This is a genomic window from Amycolatopsis ultiminotia (assembly GCF_039536925.1).
GTDB classification, from domain to species: domain Bacteria; phylum Actinomycetota; class Actinomycetes; order Mycobacteriales; family Pseudonocardiaceae; genus Amycolatopsis; species Amycolatopsis ultiminotia.
In genome coordinates this window covers 813,482-835,012 of the sequence record NZ_BAAAZN010000001.1, presented here as the reverse complement: position 1 = coordinate 835,012, position 21,531 = coordinate 813,482, and the positions used below count along the sequence as shown (strand labels likewise).

Here is a 21,531-nt window from a genome sequence, read left to right as displayed (position 1 = left end):
CATCTGAGGAGCGACGATGACAGTGCCCGAAACGGGAGGACGGCCCGCGCGGCCGACCGAGGACTGGCCGGGGCCGGTCACCTACGTCGGCGTGGGGAATATGGGCGCGCCGATGGCGCGGCTCCTGGCGAGATCCGGTGGCCCGGTAACGGTTTACGCGCGCAGGCCCGAAGTCCGCGCGGAATTCGCAGCCCTCGGAGCCCGTGCGTCGGGTTCGATGGCAGAGGCCGTGCGTGGCGCCAAGGTGGTGTGTGTCTGCCTGTTCGACGAAGGACAGCTGCGAGATGTGGTCCTCGGCAAGGGCGGCCTGCTCGACCTGTGCGACGCGGGCACCGTCGTCGTCTGCCACACCACCACGGGTCTCAACACCCTGCACCGCATCCTCGACCATGCCCGGGACCGACAGGTGCAACTCGTTGACGCACCGGTCAGCGGCGCCGCGAGCGAGATCGAGACAGGCAAGCTCACCGTCCTCGCCGGAGGTGACGCGGCGACGCTCGATCTCGTCGAGCCGGTGCTGGGCACCTACGGCACCGTGGTGCGAGCCGGTGGCGTCGGCTCGGCGAGCCGCGCGAAGCTGGTCAACAACTTCCTGTTCGCCGCCAACGTCCAGCTCGTCGTGTCGGCGGTGCAGCTCGCCCGCGGACTGGGGATCTCCGACGAGGGCATGCTCGAGGTGCTGTCCTGCTGCAGCGGGGGCAGCGAAGCGGTGCGGCACATGGGCGCGGCCGGCCGGACCCCGGAGGAGTTCGGCGCCGGATCATCGCGGTACCTCGTGAAGGACGTGGCCGCCGCGTTGGCCACGGCCACCGAACTCGGCGCCGACCCGGGCCTGCTCGAGGTGGTCGTCCGGCAGGGCCCGACGACCATGACCGGCAAGCCCCCGAACGGATCCTGATCGAGGATGCGGTGTCCAGTCGGGCCGCGGAGCCGTCTGCACCGTCAACCGGACCTCTTCAACCCGGATATCGAGAATACCCACATCGTCTGCGGCGGCCCGGATTGGTGCGCCGGGTCCTTTCGGTACCGAGGTAGCCGCCACGATCGGAACTCGGTCGGCTCCTGATGGACACGATGCCCGCCGCGCCGCAGGAACCCAGCGCACCGGCGATCACGAGCGCGGCGGCCCTTGTCGCCCGGCGAGGAACGTGGTCCGCACCGGCGAGGCTGATAGCGGCAGGCCGGTCAAGACATCGGCAAGCGGACGGTCCACCAGCGCCAGGTCGGCCGGTGCCCCCGGGCGGACACGGCGGGGCGGACCGCCCGGCGCCTCCGGCGCGGCGAGGTAGGCGTCGAGCGCGGCGGCCGGGGACAGCCGTTCGGCCCGGCCGGCGACCACCCCGGCCGGGGTGCGGCGATGGACCGCCGCGGCGATGACGGCCCAGGGGTCGAGCGGGCCGAACGGGGCATCGCTGGACAGTGCCAGCGGGATTCCCGCCGCCACCAGGCCGGCGCAGCGGTAGAGGTCGGGCCGATCGCCCGTGGGGAGCGCACGCAGGAAGTCGTCGCCGCGGTGGACGAGGAACCCCGGTTGCGTGACGACGCGCAGTCCGCGGCCCGCGAGCCCGTCCACCAGCTCGGGCGGGGCCAACGCGGCGTGCTCGATCCGGTCGCCGGCAACGGACCCGGTCTCGTCCAGTGCGGCGAGCAGCAGCACGAGTGCTTCCCTGGTGACGCAGTGCACCGCCACCGGGCGGCCCGCGACGTGGGCACGGCGGATCACCTCGGTCAGCGCGTCCAGTTCGGGCAGGCCCGAGTCGGCGAGCACGATCTTGTACGGGCCGACGGTGAGCGGCGCGGGCGGTGCGACGCCCAGCGGCGCGCCGAGCACCCGCACGTGCTGCCGGAGCGCACCGGTGGTGACCGCCGAGGCAAGGGAATCGAGCGCGGCCGGCGCGAGGTCGGGCGTCGCGTCGGTGACCGCGGTGATCCCGAACCTGCTGAGGCGAGTGCCTACCGCGGTGAGGTCCGGCGGACCGGTACGCGGAAGGCGGGAGCGCAGCCAGGCGTCGGCGCGCCAGAGCCGTCCGGTCGGAGTGCCGTCGGCGGCCCGCTCGATCCCGTGCTGATCAGCCTGTGCCAGGCCGATGCGCCGCATCCCCGGGCTGTTCACGATCCACAGCGCGCCACTGCGGTGTTGGAGCCGGACCGGCCGGGCGCAGTGGAGCCGATCGAGCCCGGCAGCGTCGAGGTCGCCGGCCACGCTCTCGTGGTAACCGACGCCGCGGACCCAGCCGTGCTCGTCGGCGGGAGCCGCGGCGAGCGTGGTGGCGAGGCCCGCGGCGCCGCTGACGTCCGGTGGCCCGCAGTGCGCCGAGCGCATCGCAGCGGCGAGTGCGTGCAGGTGGAGGTGGTGGTCGACGAGACCGGGGATCAGCGCACCGCCGCCGGCGTCGATCACCTCCTCGCCGCGGCGGGTGAGCCGCCGGCCGATCCCGGTCACCCGCCCGCCGGTGATCCGGACGTCCACGCGGAGGCCGTCGACCTCCGCGTCGCGGATCAGGATCACGATGCGGGCCCGGCGATCTCGGCGAGTACGCGGGCGGTGTCTGCGCCGCTCGGCGGTGCGGTGCCGGTGACGGCGCGTCGGCGCGGCCGGACGACCGGGAACGGACCGCCGGGCATGTCCAGCACCCAGCAGGAGCCGTCACGGCGGGCAGCGGCGGCGGGACCCGCGGGTCCGGGATCGAGTGTGGCGGCGACGACGCCCGCCATCGCGATGTCCCACAACATCCCCGAACCGTCCGCGGGCGCGGTGAGCGCGAACGCGGCAGCAGTGAGCCCGGTGAGGGGATCAGCGATGGCGTCTCCGCAGAACACCGCGCCGTCCGCGTCGAAGGCGAGCAGACCCGCGGCAGCGGCAACGTCGTCGCCGAATCCGACGCGCTGCGACGCCCGGCCGGCCGCGGTGATGGAGATCCACGTGCTGCCCCTGGCAACGGCGGCGTGTGCATCCAGCCCGAAGCCGGCGAGCGCACGGGGCCGGGAGGCCTCGATGACGATGTCGGCGGCGTCGACCAGGATGGCCAATGCCGCGCGGTCGGCCGGAACGGCCGGGTCGAGTACGACCGAGCGGTGCCCGGCGTGCAGCAGCCGGTAGAAGCCGGGATTGCCCCGGCGGGCACCGTCGGGCCGGCCGGGAGTCTCGACCTTGACCACGCGCGCACCGGCCAGACCGAGCAGGTGGGCGCAGAGCGGCCCGGCCCACAGCGCACTGAAGTCGACGACGAGCAACCCCTCGACCGGGCGCGGCGGCAGATCCGGGAACACCTGCGGCATCGTCGGCCGGACCGGTGCCGAGGCGAGCCCGAGCAGCTCGGCGCGCTCGGCCAGTTCGGCACCGGAACGCACACGCAGCCAGTCCGCGACCGACGGCCACGGGTCGTCCGGCAGCCGGGCGCCCACGAGTGCGCCGAGCAGCATCGGGTCGTCGGGGCGGGCGCACGAGACTGCCGCCCAGCCGTCGGCCGTCGGCAGCAAACGGCAGCTGCCGCCCGGCGACACCGGGCCGCGGCGCTGCTGGCCGGTGAACGCGGCGCGCTCGGACAGCAGCTGCGCCCCGTCCACCGCGACACGCCCACCGGTGGCGGCCGCGATCCGGCGGGTGAGCTCGCCGGCCACAGTGGCCGCCTGCCCGGGAGGGACGAGCGGAGGACCGTCGGCCCGCCCGGTGAGCGTGAGCACCCCGCTGGCCGCCCAGTCCCGCACCCGGCGCGACGACGCCGGCAGTGGTGCGGAACGGCGACGATCCGCGTGCGCGCGCCCCGGCACAGTCAGCTCGCGACGATCTCGTTCCGCAGCGTGCCGATGTGGTCGACTTCGACCTCCACGACGTCGCCGGCACGCAGGAAGCGGCCGTCGACCACACCGACGCCGGACGGCGTACCGGTGAGGATCACGTCGCCCGCCATCAGATCGAAGTCCTTCGACAGGCCCTCGACCACGGCCCCGAAATCGAACAGCATTTCGGCGGTGGTGCCCTCCTGCCGCAGCTGTCCGTTCACCCGGGTGCGAAGGGTGAGCGCGCCGGCCGCCCGGATCTCCTCGACCGTCGTGACGCACGGCCCGAGCGGCTTGAACCCGGGGAACGACTTGCCTCGCAACACCGCATCGAGATCGACGATGCGTCCGTCCTCGAAACCCGCGTGCTGGACGTCGCGTGCCGAGATGTCGTCGGCCACGCACAATCCGGCGACGTGGTCCCACCCGGAACCGGGTGCGATGTCGCGGCCCGGCGTGCCGACGAGCACCGCCAGCTCACCCTCGTAGTCCACCTGCGTCGGGGCCTCGGCCGGGAGCGCGACGGCGTCGTAGGGCCCGGCAAGCGCGGTGGCCGGGATGGGCATGCCCATCGCCCTGGACGGCTCCGTCAAGCCGGCTTCCTCGATGTGGCTGCGGTAGTTGGCACCGATGAGGAAGATCCGGGTCGAGGCCGGGACGGGCGCCGTGATGGTGCAGTCCGCGATCGGCAGGCGCTTGCGGACAGCGGCCTTCGCCGGGTCCGCGTCCCGGTCGTTCAGCAGTTCCACCACGGTGCCGTGCGGAAGGTCGAGGATCGCCAGGCCGTCGTCGTCCGCACTGGCGATGCCGTGGTCGGTCTGGAAGAGCCGCACGGTTATCGCCCTCCGGCCAGCGGAGCGGCAGTGCGCCTCGAGAACCGCCATCGGCCGTCCTCGCCACGCTCGAACTCGTCGTCGAACCTGCTGAGTGCCCGAGGGGTCAGCTCGCCGGGCCGGCCCAGGACATACAGGCACACGATCGACTGCGCGCGTGCCGTTTCCGGTCCGACCGCTTCGAAGACGACGTTGGTGACCTGGTGCACGGTGCGCCGATCCGCATCCGCCTCCCGTGCCGCGAACGCCTTGGCGAGCTCTTCCCTGCCCCTGATGACCTGGCCGGGCGATACCAGCACGCCGGCTTCGGTGAACAGTTCGACGGCCTTGCCCGCCTGCCCGGAATCGACGAGCCGGCCGAACGAGTTGATCAGGTCGGTGCACGCGAGCCGCGCCTCGACATCCGCGACACCCAACGGGGTACCGACCTTGGTTTCAAGCATGGGCTCCACAAGTCCTCCTCGACATCGGATCGCCGCTACCGTCTCGCAATGTTGACTGCGAGTCAAGACAGCGGCGGGTCAGCGCGCGCTGCGGCGCGCCTCCGATGCGAGTGGCAGGCCACCGGTGGCGTGCTCGACCGCCACCATCGTGACCTCGAAGCAGAGCTCGACGAGCTCATCCAGGGGAACGTCCTCGCCGTTGGTGAGCCAGTCGGCGGTGAGCTGGTACAGGTAACCCCGGCACCCGCGCAACGCGGTGCGCAGCAGGGGCGGTGGATCGACCGGCAGATCCAGCAGGCGCAGCAGTTCACGCTCACCGGCCCGGTGGGTGCCCTCACTCACCGCCCGGGATGCGGCGTCGCCCGGCGTCGAGGCCAGCAAACCCAGCATGAGCTCGGGATGGGCCCGGAAGTATTCGAGGTGCCGCCGCGCCATTCCCCTGATCTGGGCGGCGGTGTCGCCGTCGGTCAGGATCGGGCGGGTGAGGGCCTGCAGATCCTCCTGGACCACCTTCAGGACAGCCACGTAGAGCCCGCGCTTGCCGCCGAAGTAGTAGGACGGCAGGCCGTGCGCGACGTTCGCCGCCGCCGCGATGTCGTCGATCGAGATGTCGTCGTAGGCCTGCGTCGAAAACAGCTGCAACGCGGCCGAGACGATCTTCTGGCGCCGGTCGTCGGCCCGTTGACCGGCCGACGAGGCCGAGGATCGGGGAGCGCGACGGGAGGCCTTTTTCCGCAGCGTCGCCGACGGCGCGACACCGTCTTCGCTGGTGGGGCTCTCCCCCTCCTCCGGCGACAGCCGCGGCCCGAGCCCCATGGCCGGAGGCTAGCACACGGCACGGGCGCTCCCGGGCGAACGGAAGGCGCCGCGGCGGCCGCGGGGATCGGGCAGATTTGACTTGAAGTCAAATCTGCCGCAGGCTGGAGACATCCAGCCGCACCTGTGGAGGAGCCCATGCCAGCACCGCAGAAACTTGCCCATGTCGTGCTCACGACGAACCAGATCGATGCGATGACGAAGTGGTACTGCACCGTGCTCAGCGCGCGGATCCAGCACCAGAGCGAGGTGGCCACGTTCCTGACCTACGACGAGGAGCACCACCGCATCGCGCTCGCCCAGATCGACGGTGCGCAGCAGCCGCAGGAAGGCAGCACCGGACTTTCCCACATCGCATTCACGTTCGACGATCTCGACGGGCTCTTGACCACCTTCGCGGAACTCCGCGACGAAGGAATCACCCCGCATTGGACGGTGAACCATGGCACGACGTCGTCCCTCTACTACGCCGACCCGGACCACAATCTCGTCGAGCTGCAGGTGGACAACTTCGCGACCGCCGAAGAGGGCAACGAATACCTGCGCTCGGAGCAGTTCGCCGCAAACCCGATCGGTGTGCGATTCGAACCGGAGCAGTACCTGAAGCGACTGCGCAGCGGCGAGTCCTCGGCCGAGCTCATCGAGGAACTCGCCCGCGTGGAAGGCGAGCCGGTCGGGCCGCCGGCCTGATCCGCGCCGCTCGTCGACCGGAGTGCAGGAACCTCTTGGCCGGCACCGGATATCTCCCGCAGTCCGGGTGGATCGGTTCCCTCGCCGGGCGACGGCGGGCACTGCCCTGCAGGTGATCGCCGAACCGGACGTCTGCACCCGGTTCGACGGCGGCACCGCCGAGATCGGCAAATCAGTCACGATCTGTGGTGCACGGCCTGATCTGCCGCTCCGGCTCATGCGAACCCCGGCGCCCCGCGACGGGTTCCGCCGGCCGGGCGAACCAAGACACCGTCGAGATGACGGCAGGTAGTGGAGACCAACCCGCTACCTGCCGTTCGGCGAACTCCGGCACACCGTGCGAACCCGCGGGACGGTCGCCCCGGCACCACTACCGAATGCCGCTCCTCGACGGGATGCGCGGCCGCTTGTCGCAGCGTCCGCTGTATGGCGGAGGCCGCGCCGGCGGGATTCCCGGCCCCCGGCGGCAGACCGGTACATCTGTTCAAAACCTTTATAGTATACTCTATTAGGCGCGCTGCCCTCGGATCCCGGCGAGCAGCTCGCCGACCGGTTTCGGGAAGGATACCGACGTGAGGGTCTACGAGGCGTTCGCTGCTGCACTGCTCGAGCACAACGCCGACACCGTATTCGGGCTGATGGGCGACGCGAACTTGCTCTACGTCTGCGACTATTCCGAGCGCGGCGGACGCTTCGTGCCCGCGGTGCACGAGGCCGGCTCGGTGTCGATGGCCGACGCGTGGTCGCGGATGACCGGGCGGGTCGGCGTTGCCTCGGTGACGCACGGACCCGCGGTCACCAACACCGTCACCGCACTCGTCGAGGCCGTCCGCAGTCACAGTCACGTGCTGCTCCTCTCCGGCGACACGCCGCGGGAACCGACCTACCTCCAGCGACTCGACCTGTCGGCCGTGGCCGCCGCGGCGGGCGCCGGGTACGAGAAGGTGTACCGACCGGAAAGCGTCGTGCGTGACCTGAACCGGGCTCTGCAGCGGGTGGTCGCGGAGGACCGGCCCGTGTTGCTCGACCTCCCCGTCGGCTACCTGCGCAAGGACGCGGGAACCCCGCAACCGGCGGTCCGCGCGGTGCGGCCGCACGCCGGCGCTCCCACCGAAGAGGAGCTCGGCGACGCCCTCGGGCTGATCGCCGCCGCCAACCGGCCGGTGGTGCTGGCCGGCCGCGGTGCAGTCCTGTCCGGGGCCAGGGACGAGCTGATCGCACTGTCCGAGCGGCTCGCCGCGCCGCTGGCCACCTCGCTGCTCGCCAGGGACTACTTCCGGGGCCACCCCAGCAACATCGGGATCTGCGGCAACCTCTCGCACAGTGTCGCAGGCAGTGCGATCGGCGAGGCCGACTGCATCATCGCCTTCGGCGCCAGCCTGAACGTCTTCACCTCCTTCGAGGGCGAGATCACGGCAGGCAAGAAAATCGTCCAGGTCGATGCCGACCCGGGCGCCTTCGGCTCCTACACCCGCGTTGACGAGGCCGTGGCCGGTGACGCGAAGGCGGTGGCGGCAGCGATGAACGCGGCACTGGACGCCGTCGGCCACCGGCCCGCCACGGGCCGGCTGCGCGGAATCCAGCAGGCCCTGACGGAGCACCGCCCGGCGGACGAGTTCGCCGACCGGTCCGCGGCCGACACCGTCGACGTGCGCACCGCCGCGATCCGGCTCGACGAGGTCTTGCCCGAGAAGCGCGTCGTCGTCAACGACATCGGGCGCTTCGTCGCCGGCGTCTGGCCCTACCTGCACGTGGCCGATCCCGGCGACTTCGCCTCGATGGGCGCGTTCGGCTCCATCGGGCTGGGCCTGGCCGGCGCGATCGGAGCGGCCATCGCCCGTCCCGGCGACCTCACCGTCGCCCTCGTCGGCGACGGCGGCTTCATGATGAGCCTGGCCGAACTCACCACCGCAGTCCGGCAGCGGCTGCCGCTGCTCGTGGTCGTCCTCGACGACGGGGCCTACGGCGCGGAACATTTCAAGCTGGTGCACCACGGCCTCGACCCCGCCTACTCGTTCAACCCCTGGCCGGAGCCGGTCCCGATCGCCCAGGCGATCGGCGCACGGGGGATGACCGTGCGCAAACTCGCCGAACTCGACGCGCTGACCGACATCGTCGCCGACCTGGACGGGCCGTTCCTGGTCGATATCAAGCTCGACCCGGACGTCAACGTGCTCGCATGACACCTCCGCTCACCGCCACGGAGACACCGCGACCTGGTCCCCTCGCGGAGCAGGTCATCGACCGAAGGCGTTGGGGGGTGCGCTAAGTGGAGCCGGCAAGCGGCAACAGTGCCGGGTCCGAGCGACCGGTAACCCGGCCCCTCCCCCAGCCCACGCTCGCCACCGAGCCCTTCTGGCAGTCCGGACGGGACGGGGTGCTCCGCATCGCGCAGTGCCTGACGTGCGAGCGGCGCATCCAGCCGCCGCTGCCGATCTGCCCGAGCTGCCGCGGCCGCAAGATCGAGATGAACCCGGTCTCCGGACGCGCGACGGTCGTCGGATTCAGCGTCAACCACCAGTACTGGCTGCCCGCGTTCCCGCCGCCCTACGTGGTTGCCGTCGTCGCGCTGGACGAGGACGACCGGGCCCGGCTGACCACGAACATCGTCGGCTGCCCTCCCGGCGACGTGCACATCGGAATGCGGGTCCGCGTGCTGTTCGAACAGGCCGAGGAGGTGTGGATCCCGCTCTTCGAGCCGGATCCGGACGCCGGTGCGCAACCGGGGCCGGTCCCCGAGCCGCGGAACTACCGCGCCGCTCTGCGTCCGATGGTCACCTCCCGCAAGTTCGAGGACAAAGTCGCGCTGACCGGGGTCGGACAGTCCCGGATCGGGCGGCGGCTGATGGTCGACCCGCTCTCGCTCACCGTCGACGCCGCGCTGGCGGCGATCGAGGACGCCGGTCTCACCACCGACGACATCGACGGTCTGTCGACCTATCCCGGCGGCACCGGCGGCGGGATGTCCGAGGGCGGCGTCACCGCCGTGGAGGAGGCACTGGCGATCCGGCCCACCTGGCTCAACGGCGGCGGTGAGGTCCCCGGCCAGATCGGGTCGATCAGCACGGCGATGCTGGCCGTCGCGGCCGGCCTCTGCCGGCACGTGCTGTGCTTCCGGACGGTGTGGCAGGCCTCGGAAACCGCGATGCAGCGCAGCGGGCGCATCCACCCGGTGCAGGGCCGGGCGAGCGGCATGCTCGAGTTCCGGGCACCCTTCGGGGCAGTGTCCGCAGCGCAGTGGATCGGCGTGCAGGCCTCGCACTACCTGCACCGCTACCGGGCGGGCCGGGAACTGCTCGGGGCCATCGCGGTCAATGCCCGCACGAACGCCGGGCGCAACGCCGAAGCGCTCTACCGGGACCCCATCACGATGGACGACTACCTCTCGGCCCGCATGGTCACCACCCCTTTCGGCCTGCTGGACTGCGATGTGCCGATCGACGGCGCCGTGGCGGTGATCGTCTCGGCGGTCGAGACCGCGAAGGACCGGCCGAAGCCGGCCGTACTGGTGGAAGCGACCGGAACCCAGGTCCTCGAACGGCTGTCCTGGGACCAGGACACACTGACCCACCTGCCGCAGTCCCTCGGCCCGGCGGCGCACCTGTGGACCCGCACCTCGCTGCGCCCGGACGACGTGGACATCGCCGAGCTCTACGACGGATTCACGTTCAACTGCGTGTCCTGGCTGGAGGCACTGGGGTTCTGCGGATTCGGCGAGGCACCGGACTTCATCGACGGCGGCCGGACCATCGCCCTCGACGGCCGGCTTCCGCTGAACACGCACGGCGGCCAGCTTTCGGCAGGCCGCACGCACGGCTACGGCTTCGTGCGTGAAGCCATGCTGCAGCTGCGCGGCGAGGCCGCCGGCCGGCAAGTGGACAGTGCCCGGGTCGCCGTGGTCACCGCCGGAGGCGGAGTCCCGGCGGGTGCGATGCTGCTCCGCCGCTCCGACTGACGTTCCCACCTTGCTCCAATTAAGGATACCCAATAATATCGACCACAGTGAGCATCACTGATGCTTCGGCTCCGCTGCGGCGCCCGGAATCCGGCCGCACCCAGCCCCTTCTGCCCCAACGATCGGAAGGAAAACCATGCCGCTGCAGCCGTACATGAAGCTGCTCTCGACCGACGACCACCTGATCGAGCACCCTTTGGTCTGGTCGGACCGATTGCCGGCGAAGTACCGGGAAGCCGGACCGCGGATCGTCGAGAAACCTCGCCCGAGTGGCGGCGCGCCCTCGGAGGTCTGGGCGTACGAGGGTCGCTTCTACCCCTACATCGGTCTCAACGCCGTCGCGGGCAAGAAGCCCGAGGAGTTCGGCACCGAACCCACCCGGTACGACGAGATGATCCCCGGGTGCTACAACCCGAAGGCCCGCCTCGCGGACATGGACATCGACGGGGTGTGGGGCGCGATCAACTTCCCTTCCTTCCCCCGGTTCGCCGGCACCGTGTTCCTCGAAGGCGAGGACAAGGAGCTCGCCCGCCTGTGTGTACAGGCGTGGAACGACTACGTCCTCGACGAGTGGTGCGCGACGGCTCCCGACCGCTTCATCCCGATGGTCATCCTCCCGTTGTGGGACGTCGACGCCTGTGTCGCGGAGATCCATCGCACCGCGGCCAAGGGTGCGAAGGCGATCGCGTTCCCGGAAAACCCCGTGCCGCTCGGGCTGCCCTCGTTCCACACCGACCATTGGGACAAGGTGCTCTCGGCCGCCGAGGAGATCGACCTGCCGCTGTGCCTGCACTTCGGTACGTCCGGCAAGCCGCCGATCACCGCGCCCGAGGCTCCGATGGCCGTCATGATCACGCTGTTCGGCTGCAACTCCATGTACGCCACCGCCGACATCATCTTCTCCCCGCTCCTGCACAGGCACCCGAAACTGAAGATCGGGCTCTCCGAGGGCGGCATCGGCTGGATCCCCTATCTGCTCGAGCGCATGGACATGACCTGGGAACGGCACCGCTTCTATCAGAACGTCAACCAGGACGTGCGTCCGTCGGACCTGTTCCGGAAGCACTTCCACGGCTGCTTCATCGACGACTTCTTCGGCGTCGAGAACCGCCGTCACATCGGGGTCGACCACATCACCTGGGAATGCGACTACCCGCATTCGGACTCGTACTGGCCGCACAGCCGCAAGCGGGCCGCCGAGACGTTCGTGGACGTCCCGGACGAGGAGGTACACCGGATGGTCGAGCTCAACGTCCGCCGGCTGTACAACTTCCCGGCATGAGCGGGCTCATGCACGAGCGCCACGAACGGCCCGTCGGCCGGCGGGCCGAGGCGGAGCGGTCCGACTGGACCGAACAGGACCTGCTCACCGTCGACGAGGCGCTGCCTCGGCTGCTCGACGGGATCGACGAGGTCACCGGCGAGATCGAGGCGACCGCTGACCCCGCCGAACGCGAGCTGCTGGAACGGCGTCTCGAAGCGATGCACCTGGCACGCACCCACCTCGAAACCCAGCAGGAGGCCCGGCGCGCCTGAAACGTGGTCAGTCCTCGGACGAGCCGACGCCGACGTACCGAAGGCCGAAAAATCCCCGGAAAACGGCCTGCGCCATCGAATCGACGCCGTCCGCGTCTGCAGGTAGCTGTCCGCGTCGCCCGCGTTCCACTGGGCCGCCGCCGGCTTGCACTGTCCATACAGGACCGCGTAGTTCAATGCCGGACGCACCTGGGGATTGTCGAGCGGCGGGCGGGCCGTGTTCGGGAAGAGCGCGTCCGTCCGCGCCGCCGAAAAGCTCGGCGACCCGGTACGGATCCGAGCCCGCCTGCCGTCCGGGCTGTAGCGCAGCTTCGTCGCCGGCATCAGCCGCAGCGCACGACCGGCGGCGAGCTCGGTCAGCCTGTCGTACCGCCACGGCGGCCAGCACGAGGCCCGTCCGGCGTCGGGGCACGCACGCCATCGGGTTTCCTCATCTCGCGGATCGATCGCTCACCCCGCCGACAAGTAGCCCCGTTGACCGGAATTGTCTGCCCGCGCGGACGGTGCCGAGCGAGACGGCATTCACAGTGATCCCGTGGCGGCCGCCCGCCTTTCGCTGCACCGTTTCCGGGAACACGGCGCGAGCGCAGTTCAGCACCCGGTACAGGTTGACGTCGAACCACGCCTGCCACTCGCCCGGCCCGGTCTCCCAGAACGGCCGCCAACTGCGGTCGAACGCCCGCTGTGCGCCGGCGTTGGTGACCAGGACGTCGGTCCGGCCGTGCCGGTCAGTTCGGGACGGTGGCTCTCGGCCTGCGGTACGGACCGCGCGGTGACCCTAGCCGGGGCGCGGAACGTGTGCAGGGTTCCTCCGGTTTCGCGCCGAAGCGAGACGTTGCGGGCGATCAGATCAGCTCGATGACCGTCGCGTTGGCCGTGCCGCCGCCCTCACACATCGTCTGCAGCCCGTACTGCAGGTTTTCGCGGCGCATCCGGGCGAGCATGCGGGACATCAGGATCGCCCCGGAAGCACCCAGCGGGTGCCCGACCGCGATCGCGCCGCCCAGCGGGTTCAGCCGGCCGGGCTCCGCGCCGGTGTCGACCAGCCACGCCATCGGCACCGGCGCGAACGCCTCGTTGACCTCGAACACCCCGATGTCGTCGATGCGCAGCCCGGCCCGGCGCAGGACCTTCTCCGTGGCCGGGATCGGACCGGTCAGCATCAGCACCGGGTCGGCTCCGGTCACCGCGCCGGAGTGGTAGCGCGCAACCGGGGTCAGCCCGAGCTCACGGGCCCGCTCCGGGGTCGTGATGAGCAGCGCCGCCGCGGCATCGGAGATCTGGGAGGCGTTTCCGGCGTGGATCACGCCGTCGGGTTTGAAGGACGGCTTGAGACCGGCGAGCGACTCGGCCGACGTTGCCCGCCGCAGTCCCTCGTCCTCGGTGAACTTCGTGCCGTCGATCTCGACCGGCACGATGTGGTCGGTGAACATGCCCTCGTCGATCGCCGCGGCAGCCTTGGCGTGCGAACCTGCGGAGAACTCGTCGAGCTGCTGCCGGCTGAAGCCCCACCGCTCGGCGACCAGCTCGGCGCTGACGCCCTGGTGGAAACCGAACCCGCCGTAGCGCTGCAGGACAGCGGGCCCGTACGGCTGTCCGGTGGCCCGCGACGAGCCGATCGGCACCCTGCTCATCGACTCCACACCGCCGGCGACCACGAGGTCGTACTGCCCCGCCATGACGGCGTGGGCGGCGAAGTCCACCGCCTGCTGGCTCGAACCGCACGCCCTGGTGATCGTCACCCCCGGAACGTGCTCGGGCCACCCCGCCGCGAGCACCGCGAACCTGCCGACATTGCTCGACTGGTCACCGAGCTGGGTCACGCAGCCCCACACCACGTCGTCCACCGTGGCGGGATCGATCCCGGTGCGGTTCACGATCGCCCCGAGTACCTGTGCCGACAGATCCACCGGGTGCACCCCGGACAGGAAACCGTTGCGCTTACCGATCGGCGTGCGCACGGCGTCGACGATGACGGCTTCTCTCATCATGATCCTCTCGTTGCGTCCGGCAAGTCCGGTGGCGCCTGCACGGCTGCGCCGGCCTCGAGCACCTCGTCGACGCCGGCGATCCCCCAGTCATCGAGGACGGCGCGGGTGTCGGCGCCGGCTGCCGGTGCGGCCGCCCCGGGGCTCGATGCCGTCACCGAGAACCTCGGCGCGGCCCCCGGCTGCGCGACGCCGTCCCGGCAGATCACGCTCCCGCGGGTGGCCACGTGTGGATGTGCCGCCGCCTCGCCGAGGCCGAGGACCGGGGCGACACAGGCATCCGTTCCTTCGAACAGTTCCGCCCACTGGTCCCGCGTGCGTTCCGCGAACCGCTTCGCCAGCAGCTGCCGCACCTCCGGCCACGTGGACCGGTCATGCTGCCGGTCCGGGTCGACGTCGAGCTCGAGCAGTTCGACGAGCCGGCGGTAGAACTTGGGCTCCAGCGCTCCGACGGCCACGTGGCGTCCGTCTTTGGTCTCGTACACCGCGTAGAACGGCCAGCCGCCGTCCAGCTGGTTGACCCCGCGCTCGTCACTCCATCCGCCGGCGGCGAGCTTGCCGAACGTGCTCGCGAGCAGATGAGCGGTGCCGTCGACGATGGCGGCGTCGACAACCTGTCCGCGGCCGGTCCGCCCGGCCGCGTGCAGCGCCGCCAGTACCCCGATCACGAGGTAGCAGCCGCCGCCCCCGAAGTCCCCGACCAGGTTGAGCGGGATCTGCGGTGGCCCGCCCGCGGATCCGATCGCGCCGAGCGCCCCGGTGAGGGCGATGTAGGTGATGTCGTGCCCGGCCGACGCGGCGAGCGGGCCGGACTGGCCCCAGCCGGTCATCCGCCCGTACACCAGCCGCGGGTTGCGCGCGAGGCATTCGGGTGGTCCGACGCCCAGCCGCTCGGTGACCCCGGGGCGGAACCCCTCGATCAGCACGTCGGCGCGCTCGACCAGGTCGAGCAGGATGGCCGGGCCGGCCGGGTGCTTCAGATCGAGCACAACGGATCGCTTCCCCCGGTTCTGGACGTCCGCCGGGCCTCCCGTGCCCACCTCGGGCACGCGGTCCGGCCGGTCCACCCGCACGACCTCGGCTCCGAGGTCGGCGAGCAGCATCCCGGCGAACGGGCCCGGACCGATCCCGCCGAGCTCGACCACGCGGCAACCCGCCAGTGGTCCGGCCGGCTTCCCCGCCGGCATCTCAGCGCCCCCGCCACACGGGGGCCCGCTTCTCGGCAAACGCGATCGCGCCCTCCGCGGCGTCCGCCGAGGAGAACACCGGCTGGGCGATCTCGACCTGCTTCGCCCAGCCCTCCTGCACCGTCCAGTCGAGGCTGGACCGGGCGATCCGTTTGGTGGCCGCGACGGCGAGCGGGCCGTTGGCCGCGATCGTCTCGGCGAGCCGGAGCGCACCCTCGAGCGCACCCCCCTCGTCGGTGAGCCGGTTCACCAGACCGACCTCCGCCGCCCGCTCGGCGCCGACCGGATCGCCGGTCAGCAGCAGTTCCATCGCGACCGCGAACGGCACCCGCCGCGGCAGCAGCATCGCCGCACCGGCGCGCGCCACCAGCGACCGCTTCACCTCCGGTACGCCCAGGCGCGCGGTGCGCGCCGCGACGACGAGGTCACACGCGAGAAGCAGCTCGAACCCACCGGCGAGCGCCCACCCTTCGACCGCCGCGATCAACGGCTTGCGAGGCGGCGTCATCGTGATACCGCAAAGCCCGCGACCCTCGACCGTGGGACGCTCGCCGCGCAGGAACGCCTTCAGATCCATCCCCGCGGAGAACGTCCCGCCGGCACCGGTCAGCACACCGGCCCGGAGCTCGTCCGATTCGTCGAGCTCGTCGACCGCCTCCGTCACCCCGGCCGATACCGCGAGGTTGAGTGCATTCTTCGCCTGCGGACGGTTGATCGTGATGACCTGCACAGCGCCACGGCGCTCGACGAGTACCTCGTCCGACACGTCTGTTCCTCCACCCGATGGCCGCACCGCCGCAGCCATACTCCACTAAGAGTATCCTTAACTCACATCGTCCGCCAGAGCCCGGACACGGTCATCTGCTCAGGAAATCCCGGCACTGATCCCGTCGAGACCCGGCGACGGCACCGGTCCGCGTTGCCCGGACGCCGTCGACGAGTCTAGTATTAGGTATACTGATTATCATCCACCCGGGCTTGGTCGTGTGCTCCGAGCCAGTCGAGGACCACGAGCCCTTACCCGCCGAAGCGCGCTCCCCCGAGGAGGGACCCGATGCGCCGCACGCTCTTCACCCAGGACCATGCGGACTTCCGTCTGCTGGTCCGCGACTTCCTCGCTCGTGAGGTGGTGCCGGTGTACGAAGACTGGCAGCGGGCGGGCCTCGTCCCCCGGGAGCTGTTCACGTCGCTGGGGAAGCTCGGGATCCTCGGCACGGCGATCCCCGAGCAGTACGGCGGCGGTGGCCAGGACGACTACCGCTACCACGTCGTGATCCAGGAGGAATGCGCACGCGCAGGCGTGACACTGGGCAGCCTGCGCACGCACCTGGACGTGGTCATCCCCTACTTCACCGGCCTGGCGAACGCCGAACAGCGGACCCGCTGGTTCCCCGGCCTGGCCTCGGGTGAGCTCTACACCGCCATCGCGATGAGCGAGCCGGGCACCGGTTCGGACCTGGCCGGCATCGCCACCACGGCGGTCCGCGACGGTGCGCACTACGTGCTGAACGGGGCCAAGACCTTCATCACCGGCGGCCACCATGCCGATCTGGTGATCGTCGTGGCCCGCACCGCCACCGACCCGGACAACCGGCGCAACGGCCTGTCGCTGCTCGTGGTGGAGAAGGGCATGCCGGGATTCACCGTGGGCCGCAAGCTGGACAAGCTCGGGCTGACCGTCCAGGACACCGTCGAACTGTCCTTCGCCGACGTCCGCGTCCCCACCGCGAACCTGCTCGGCGACGAGAACGCGGCGTTCGCCCATCTCGGCCGCAACCTCGCGCAGGAGCGGCTGGCCATCGCCGTCGGCTCGGTCGCCCAGGCCCGTGCCGCGATCGACCAGACCATCTCCTATGTCCGCGAACGCACGGTGTTCGGCAAACCGGTCGCGCACTTCCAGAACACGAAGTTCGAACTGGCGGCGATGAGCGCCGAACTGGAAGCCGCACAGGCCATGCTCGACGCCGCGATCACCGGGCTCGGCGCCGGCGAGCTGAGCGGTGCCGACGCGGCCAGGACCAAACTCTTCTGCACCGAAATGCAGGGCCGCGTGGTCGATCGCTGCCTGCAGCTGCACGGCGGCTACGGCTACATCCTCGAGTACCCGATCGCCCGGCTTTACGCCGACGCCCGGGTGAGCCGCATCTACGGCGGCAGCAGCGAGGTCTTGAAGATCGTCATCAGCAAATCCCTGGGCCTGTAAGGAGTTCTCGCATGCAGATCGCAGCATCCTCGGCGCTGGTCACCGGCGGTGCGTCCGGGCTCGGCCTCGCCACGGCACGGCGGATCATCGACCGCGGCGGCCGGGTGGTCATTGCCGACATCTCCGACGAGCTGGGCAGCAAGGCCGTCGCCGACCTCGGCGGCGGCGCCCGGTTCGCCCGCGCCGACATCACCGACGAGGCGGCCGTCGAGGCCGCTCTCGACGTGGCGCAGGAGCAGGGCCCGCTGCGGTTCGTCGTGCACTGCGCCGGCCGCGGCGGCGACCGCAGCCGGGTGGTCGCCGGTGACGGCACACCGGGCGGGCTCGCGACGTTCACCGAGGTCGTCCGGATCAACCTGATCGGCACCTACAACGTGCTGCGCCTCGGCGCCGCTCGCATCGCCGCGCTCGACACGCTCGACGACGGCGACCGCGGTGCCATCGTCCTCACCGCCTCCGTCGCCGCCTTCGACGGCCAGATCGGACAGAGCTCCTACAGTGCGTCCAAAGCGGGCGTGCACGGCATGACGCTGGTCGCCGCGCGCGACCTGGCCGGCAGGAAGATCCGGGTCAACACCATCGCCCCCGGCGTGATGGACACCCCGATGCTCGGCAGGCTGCGCAGCGATATCCGTGACCGGCTCGCCGCCTCCGTGCCGCACCCGCACCGACTCGGCGCCCCCGACGACTTCGCCCGCCTTGCCGTCGAGATGCTCGAAAATCCCTACCTCAACGGCCAGACGATCCGCCTCGACGGAGCGATCCGGATGCCGCCCCGGTGACCGTCAGATCGTGCCGAGCACCTTGGTCAGGGTGACCTGCAACTGGCGCTGCTCCGCGGCATCGAGGACGCCCAGCGGGGATCGTGCGGTGACCTGCCGGAGCAGCCGGTTGCGGACCTGGACTCCTTTTTTGGTGAGGACCAGGGTGCGGACTCGTCCGTCGCGGGGATGCGGGCGGCGTTCGGCGAGGCCCTTCTCCTCGAGCCGGCTGCAGAGCAGCGTCACATTGGACGGGTCGTAGTGCAGCCGCGCCGCGAGTTTGCGCAGTGGTACCGGATCGACCGCGGGGTCGACGAGCCAGATCAGATTGGCCAGCGTCTCGGTGAGATCGAGCGCCTCCAGACCGTCCCGCATGATTCCCGCGACCCGCCCGGACAAGCTCATCACTTGATCCAGCAACTCCGCCGCCAGCTTGTTCGACGCCATGCCGACCACCATGCCTTGCTCTTCTCCGGGATTCGATCTCTTCCCCTTTCCGCGCACCGCCCGGGACGCCGGGTCCCGGGCGGTACCGCCGCCGTGCGGTGCGCGCGGAGAACCCCGTCAGGGCAGCAGGACGATCTTTCCGCGGGTGTGCCTGGCGTTCAGCTCCGCATACGCGTCCCGAACCTCGTCCAGCGGGTAGCTGCCGGCGATCGGGATCGTGACCGCACCGTCGGCCACCAGCCGGACCAATGCGGAAAGCTGAGCGGTGTCGGCAATCTCGGCACTGCCGTTAAAACCGACCCCGTGCTTGCGGGCCGCGCCGAGGTCGGCGAGCGTGTTGACCCGGCGGGGCTGGACCCCGAGTTCGATGGCCAGGTCGACGTACCCGCCGCCGAACGTGTCGACGAACGCGTCGAGCCGCCCGCCCGCGGCTTTCCGGACCCGGTCGGCCTGGCCTTCCCCGTACTGGACGGGAATCGCCCCGAGCGAGGCCAGCCAGTCGTGGTTGCGCGGGCCGGCCAGCGCGATCACCGTCGCCCCGGCGTGACGCAGCAGCTGCACCGCGACCGATCCGACGCCACCGGCCGCCCCGGACACCGCGACCACGTCGCCGGATTCCGCCTTGACGGTCTGGACACTGGCAAAGGCGGCCATCGGCGCGGTGAACATCGAGCCGGCCACCTCCCAGGACAGGCTTTCCGGCTTGGCAACGAGGTGGTCGGCGGGTACTGCGACCAGCTCGGCGTGGCTGACCCGCTCGTCCGTCCAGCCCAGCACCGGCGCACCGGACTCGAACCCGGTGACCCCGGCACCGAGGGCCACCACTTCACCGGCGAGGTCGGTGCCCTGGCCGGACGGGAACGCGGTGGACCACATCGCCGCGGCGGCACCGCTGCGGATGAAGTTCTCGGCCGGATTGATCGCGGCCGCCCGCACCCGGACGAGTACCTGTCCGGGTGCCGCCACGGGGTCGTCGACCTCGCGGACCTCGAGCACGTCGAGGTCGCCGTACCGGTCGAAACGTACTGCTCGCATGGTGTTGCCTCCTGTCGTGAAGCGGAGATCCGCGGGGCGTCGCCGAGGTGTCCTTGCTCGTCATCGCCGCGTCCGCCCATACTGCTGACTTTCATTGAGATTATCAAGTTTTGTGGCTGCCCCTCACCTAGCCGGGACCGGATCCCGGGATACGCACGACATCTGCGGACCTCCTGCACCCGCCGCGCACCCATGGCGCAGGACACTGCCGATTTACTTGAGAAATTCAATGGATTACTCTAGTGTCAGTGGCATGGTCGAAGCCCTCCAGCACACGCCCCCCGCATCCGGCGTCGAAGCCCTTGCCGGTACCTGCACGCCCACCGGGCTTCCGCGGACGGTCAGCAACCCCGCCATGGGGGTCACCGTGACCTTCCTGACCGCCAGCGACGAGACCGACGGCGAGTACGTGGAGGCACAGGTCCGGATCCCGGCCCGGGAGCCGGGGCCGCCGTTGCACTTCCACACCGACTTCGAGGAGACGTTCACCGCGGTGGAGGGCACGCTGTTGCTCGACCACGGCGACCGTCGGCGGATCGAACTGAGTCCCGGCCAGTCCGTGCACGTCGAGCGCAACGTGCCGCACCGCTACTTCAACGATGGCGACCAGCCGGCCGTGTTCACCTTCGTCGCGCGGCCCGGACTCGCCTACGAGCAAGGAATCCGCGCCTCCTTCGGGCTGGCCGTGGACGGCCGCACCACCGCGGACGGCACACCGCGCGACCCCGCCGAGACGGCCCTGATGTTCTCGCTCGCCCGCAGCTACCTGGCCGGCGTCCCGCTGTGGCTGCAGCGTGGACTGACCCGGATGGGAGTCAAGCTCGCCAGGCGGCGTGGCTACGACCCGGAGTTCTCCCGGTACACGAAGGCGCCCGGCACAGCTCAGGACGCCGCGGTCCGCCACACCGCAACCTGCTTCTCCGGAGCGCACTGACGATGGCGACGATCACTGCCACGGACGAGGCGGGTTCGGTGTCGCGGGTGCCGGGGCTGCCGGACGGGTTCACCGACATCTTCACCAGCCTGCGGGTGGACACCGGCACGGTCGGACTGCACGTGGTCAGCGGCGGCACCGGCCCGGCGCTGCTGCTGCTGCCCGGCTGGCCGCAAACCTGGTACGCCTGGCGGCATCTGATGCCCGCACTGGCCACCAGCCACACGGTGGTGGCCGCCGACCCGCGCGGCACCGGCGCGTCCGACGCCCCCACCGACGGCTACGACACCGCCACCCTGGCCACCGACCTCGCCGAGGCGATGACCGCGCTGGGCCATCGCACGTTCGCCGCGGTCGGCTACGACCTCGGCATGAACCTCGGCTACGCGCTGGCCGCCGACCATCCCGAACGGGTCACCCGGCTGGCCGTCGGCGAAGCGAGCCGGGGGTTCGCCCCGCCACCACCGATGATCGCGCCCAAACCGGTCGCCGAAAAAGCCTGGCACTTCGCGTTCAACCGGGCCGGGGAGATCAGCGACCGCATGGTCGCCGGCCGTGAGGAGATCTACTTCGGCTACCAGTTCCAGTCCAAAGCCGCCCACCCCGACGCGATCCCCGCCACGGCCGTCGAGGTCTACGTCGCCGCTCTCCGGAATCCGGCCACCCGGCGAGCCAGCTTCGAGTACTACCGCGACGATCTCCTCGACGCCCAGCAAGCAGAACGGCGGCGCACCCCGCTCACCATCCCGGTGCTCGGCATCGGCGGGGCGCACTCCATGGGCCCCGTCATCGGCTCCCTCCTGCAGCCCCTGGCCACAGACCTGAGCACCGCCAGCATCCCGGGCGCCGGGCATTTCCTGCCCGACGAAGCGCCCGATGCCCTGCTCGCCGCCCTCCAGTCCTTCCTTTCCACCACCAGTTGA

At 70.8% G+C, this 21,531-nt stretch carries 20 protein-coding genes and 1 pseudogene; 10 read left to right on the top strand and 11 right to left on the bottom strand.

The genetic code is table 11. The annotated features are described in order from the left end of the window. The first annotated feature begins 16 nt into the window (after window positions 1-16). Window positions 17-898, top strand: coding sequence for an NAD(P)-dependent oxidoreductase (locus tag ABD793_RS03820; protein WP_344855294.1), 882 nt, complete (start codon window positions 17-19; stop codon window positions 896-898). 213 nt (window positions 899-1,111) lie between these two features. Here the strand turns inward: ABD793_RS03820 and ABD793_RS03815 are convergent, their stop codons facing one another. The 5 genes from ABD793_RS03815 to ABD793_RS03795 all read right to left on the bottom strand — a co-directional run bounded on the left by ABD793_RS03815 (window position 1,112) and on the right by ABD793_RS03795 (window position 5,872). Then, entirely contained in the window at window positions 1,112-2,509 is a 1,398-nt protein-coding gene (locus ABD793_RS03815) for an amidohydrolase family protein (protein WP_344855292.1), read from the bottom strand. Beyond that, entirely contained in the window at window positions 2,506-3,708 is a 1,203-nt protein-coding gene (locus tag ABD793_RS03810) for a CoA transferase (RefSeq protein WP_344855290.1), read from the bottom strand. Before ABD793_RS03810 ends, ABD793_RS03815 begins: the two co-directional genes overlap by 4 nt. A 65-nt stretch (window positions 3,709-3,773) precedes the next feature. After that, window positions 3,774-4,613: a fumarylacetoacetate hydrolase family protein gene (locus ABD793_RS03805; protein WP_344855288.1), complete on the bottom strand. Its 840-nt coding sequence runs from the start codon at window positions 4,611-4,613 to the stop codon at window positions 3,774-3,776. 2 nt (window positions 4,614-4,615) lie between these two features. Further along, window positions 4,616-5,056, bottom strand: coding sequence for a nuclear transport factor 2 family protein (locus ABD793_RS03800; RefSeq protein WP_344855286.1), 441 nt, complete (start codon window positions 5,054-5,056; stop codon window positions 4,616-4,618). Between the two features lie 78 nt (window positions 5,057-5,134). Then, window positions 5,135-5,872 (bottom strand): TetR/AcrR family transcriptional regulator, encoded by a 738-nt coding sequence (locus ABD793_RS03795; RefSeq protein ID WP_344855284.1) that lies wholly within the window; start codon window positions 5,870-5,872, stop codon window positions 5,135-5,137. 138 nt (window positions 5,873-6,010) lie between these two features. Here ABD793_RS03795 and ABD793_RS03790 point away from each other — a divergent pair, with 138 nt between their 5' ends. The 5 genes from ABD793_RS03790 to ABD793_RS03770 all read left to right on the top strand — a co-directional run bounded on the left by ABD793_RS03790 (window position 6,011) and on the right by ABD793_RS03770 (window position 12,053). After that, window positions 6,011-6,562, top strand: coding sequence for a VOC family protein (locus ABD793_RS03790; protein ID WP_344855282.1), 552 nt, complete (start codon window positions 6,011-6,013; stop codon window positions 6,560-6,562). A 572-nt stretch (window positions 6,563-7,134) separates the two neighbouring features. Continuing rightward, window positions 7,135-8,745, top strand: coding sequence for a thiamine pyrophosphate-binding protein (locus tag ABD793_RS03785; RefSeq protein ID WP_344855281.1), 1,611 nt, complete (start codon window positions 7,135-7,137; stop codon window positions 8,743-8,745). Between the two features lie 86 nt (window positions 8,746-8,831). Beyond that, on the top strand, window positions 8,832-10,517 hold the full coding sequence (locus ABD793_RS03780) for a thiolase C-terminal domain-containing protein (protein WP_344855280.1): 1,686 nt from the start codon (window positions 8,832-8,834) through the stop codon (window positions 10,515-10,517). A gap of 136 nt (window positions 10,518-10,653) precedes the next feature. Beyond that, entirely contained in the window at window positions 10,654-11,799 is a 1,146-nt protein-coding gene (locus ABD793_RS03775) for an amidohydrolase family protein (protein ID WP_344855279.1), read from the top strand. After that, entirely contained in the window at window positions 11,796-12,053 is a 258-nt protein-coding gene (locus ABD793_RS03770) for a hypothetical protein (protein WP_344855277.1), read from the top strand. Before ABD793_RS03775 ends, ABD793_RS03770 begins: the two co-directional genes overlap by 4 nt. A 430-nt stretch (window positions 12,054-12,483) precedes the next feature. On the opposite strand, the pseudogene ABD793_RS03765 reads toward ABD793_RS03770, so the two are convergent. The 4 genes and pseudogenes from ABD793_RS03765 to ABD793_RS03750 form a co-directional block, all read right to left on the bottom strand. Continuing rightward, window positions 12,484-12,771, bottom strand: a pseudogene (locus tag ABD793_RS03765) (SDR family NAD(P)-dependent oxidoreductase); the annotation flags it as partial. Window positions 12,772-12,898: 127 nt separating this feature from the next. After that, window positions 12,899-14,041: a thiolase family protein gene (locus tag ABD793_RS03760; protein WP_344855778.1), complete on the bottom strand. Its 1,143-nt coding sequence runs from the start codon at window positions 14,039-14,041 to the stop codon at window positions 12,899-12,901. Next, complete coding sequence (locus tag ABD793_RS03755) at window positions 14,041-15,228, bottom strand: CaiB/BaiF CoA transferase family protein (RefSeq protein WP_344855275.1); 1,188 nt, start codon at window positions 15,226-15,228, stop codon at window positions 14,041-14,043. Before ABD793_RS03755 ends, ABD793_RS03760 begins: the two co-directional genes overlap by 1 nt. Window position 15,229: 1 nt before the next feature. Next, window positions 15,230-15,994 carry a crotonase/enoyl-CoA hydratase family protein gene (locus tag ABD793_RS03750; RefSeq protein ID WP_344855274.1) on the bottom strand — a complete coding sequence of 255 codons (765 nt, stop codon included), beginning with the start codon at window positions 15,992-15,994 and terminating at the stop codon, window positions 15,230-15,232. A gap of 288 nt (window positions 15,995-16,282) precedes the next feature. Between ABD793_RS03750 and ABD793_RS03745 the strand changes: the two genes are divergently transcribed. Together ABD793_RS03745 and ABD793_RS03740 are read left to right on the top strand one after the other, a co-directional pair. After that, window positions 16,283-17,431, top strand: a complete 1,149-nt coding sequence (locus ABD793_RS03745) for an acyl-CoA dehydrogenase family protein (RefSeq protein ID WP_344855273.1) — start codon at window positions 16,283-16,285, stop codon at window positions 17,429-17,431. Between the two features lie 11 nt (window positions 17,432-17,442). Then, window positions 17,443-18,213 carry an SDR family NAD(P)-dependent oxidoreductase gene (locus ABD793_RS03740; RefSeq protein ID WP_344855272.1) on the top strand — a complete coding sequence of 257 codons (771 nt, stop codon included), beginning with the start codon at window positions 17,443-17,445 and terminating at the stop codon, window positions 18,211-18,213. Window positions 18,214-18,216: 3 nt separating this feature from the next. On the opposite strand, the gene ABD793_RS03735 is transcribed toward ABD793_RS03740, so the two are convergent. After that, a complete protein-coding gene (locus ABD793_RS03735; RefSeq protein ID WP_344855270.1) occupies window positions 18,217-18,639 on the bottom strand; it encodes a MarR family winged helix-turn-helix transcriptional regulator in 423 nt (140 codons plus the stop codon). A gap of 117 nt (window positions 18,640-18,756) precedes the next feature. Beyond that, window positions 18,757-19,674, bottom strand: coding sequence for an NADP-dependent oxidoreductase (locus ABD793_RS03730; RefSeq protein ID WP_344855268.1), 918 nt, complete (start codon window positions 19,672-19,674; stop codon window positions 18,757-18,759). A 253-nt stretch (window positions 19,675-19,927) separates the two neighbouring features. Between ABD793_RS03730 and ABD793_RS03725 the strand changes: the two genes are divergently transcribed. Both ABD793_RS03725 and ABD793_RS03720 read left to right on the top strand, forming a co-directional pair. Next, window positions 19,928-20,608 (top strand): cupin domain-containing protein, encoded by a 681-nt coding sequence (locus ABD793_RS03725; protein ID WP_344855266.1) that lies wholly within the window; start codon window positions 19,928-19,930, stop codon window positions 20,606-20,608. 2 nt (window positions 20,609-20,610) lie between these two features. Beyond that, window positions 20,611-21,531, top strand: a complete 921-nt coding sequence (locus tag ABD793_RS03720) for an alpha/beta fold hydrolase (RefSeq protein WP_344855264.1) — start codon at window positions 20,611-20,613, stop codon at window positions 21,529-21,531.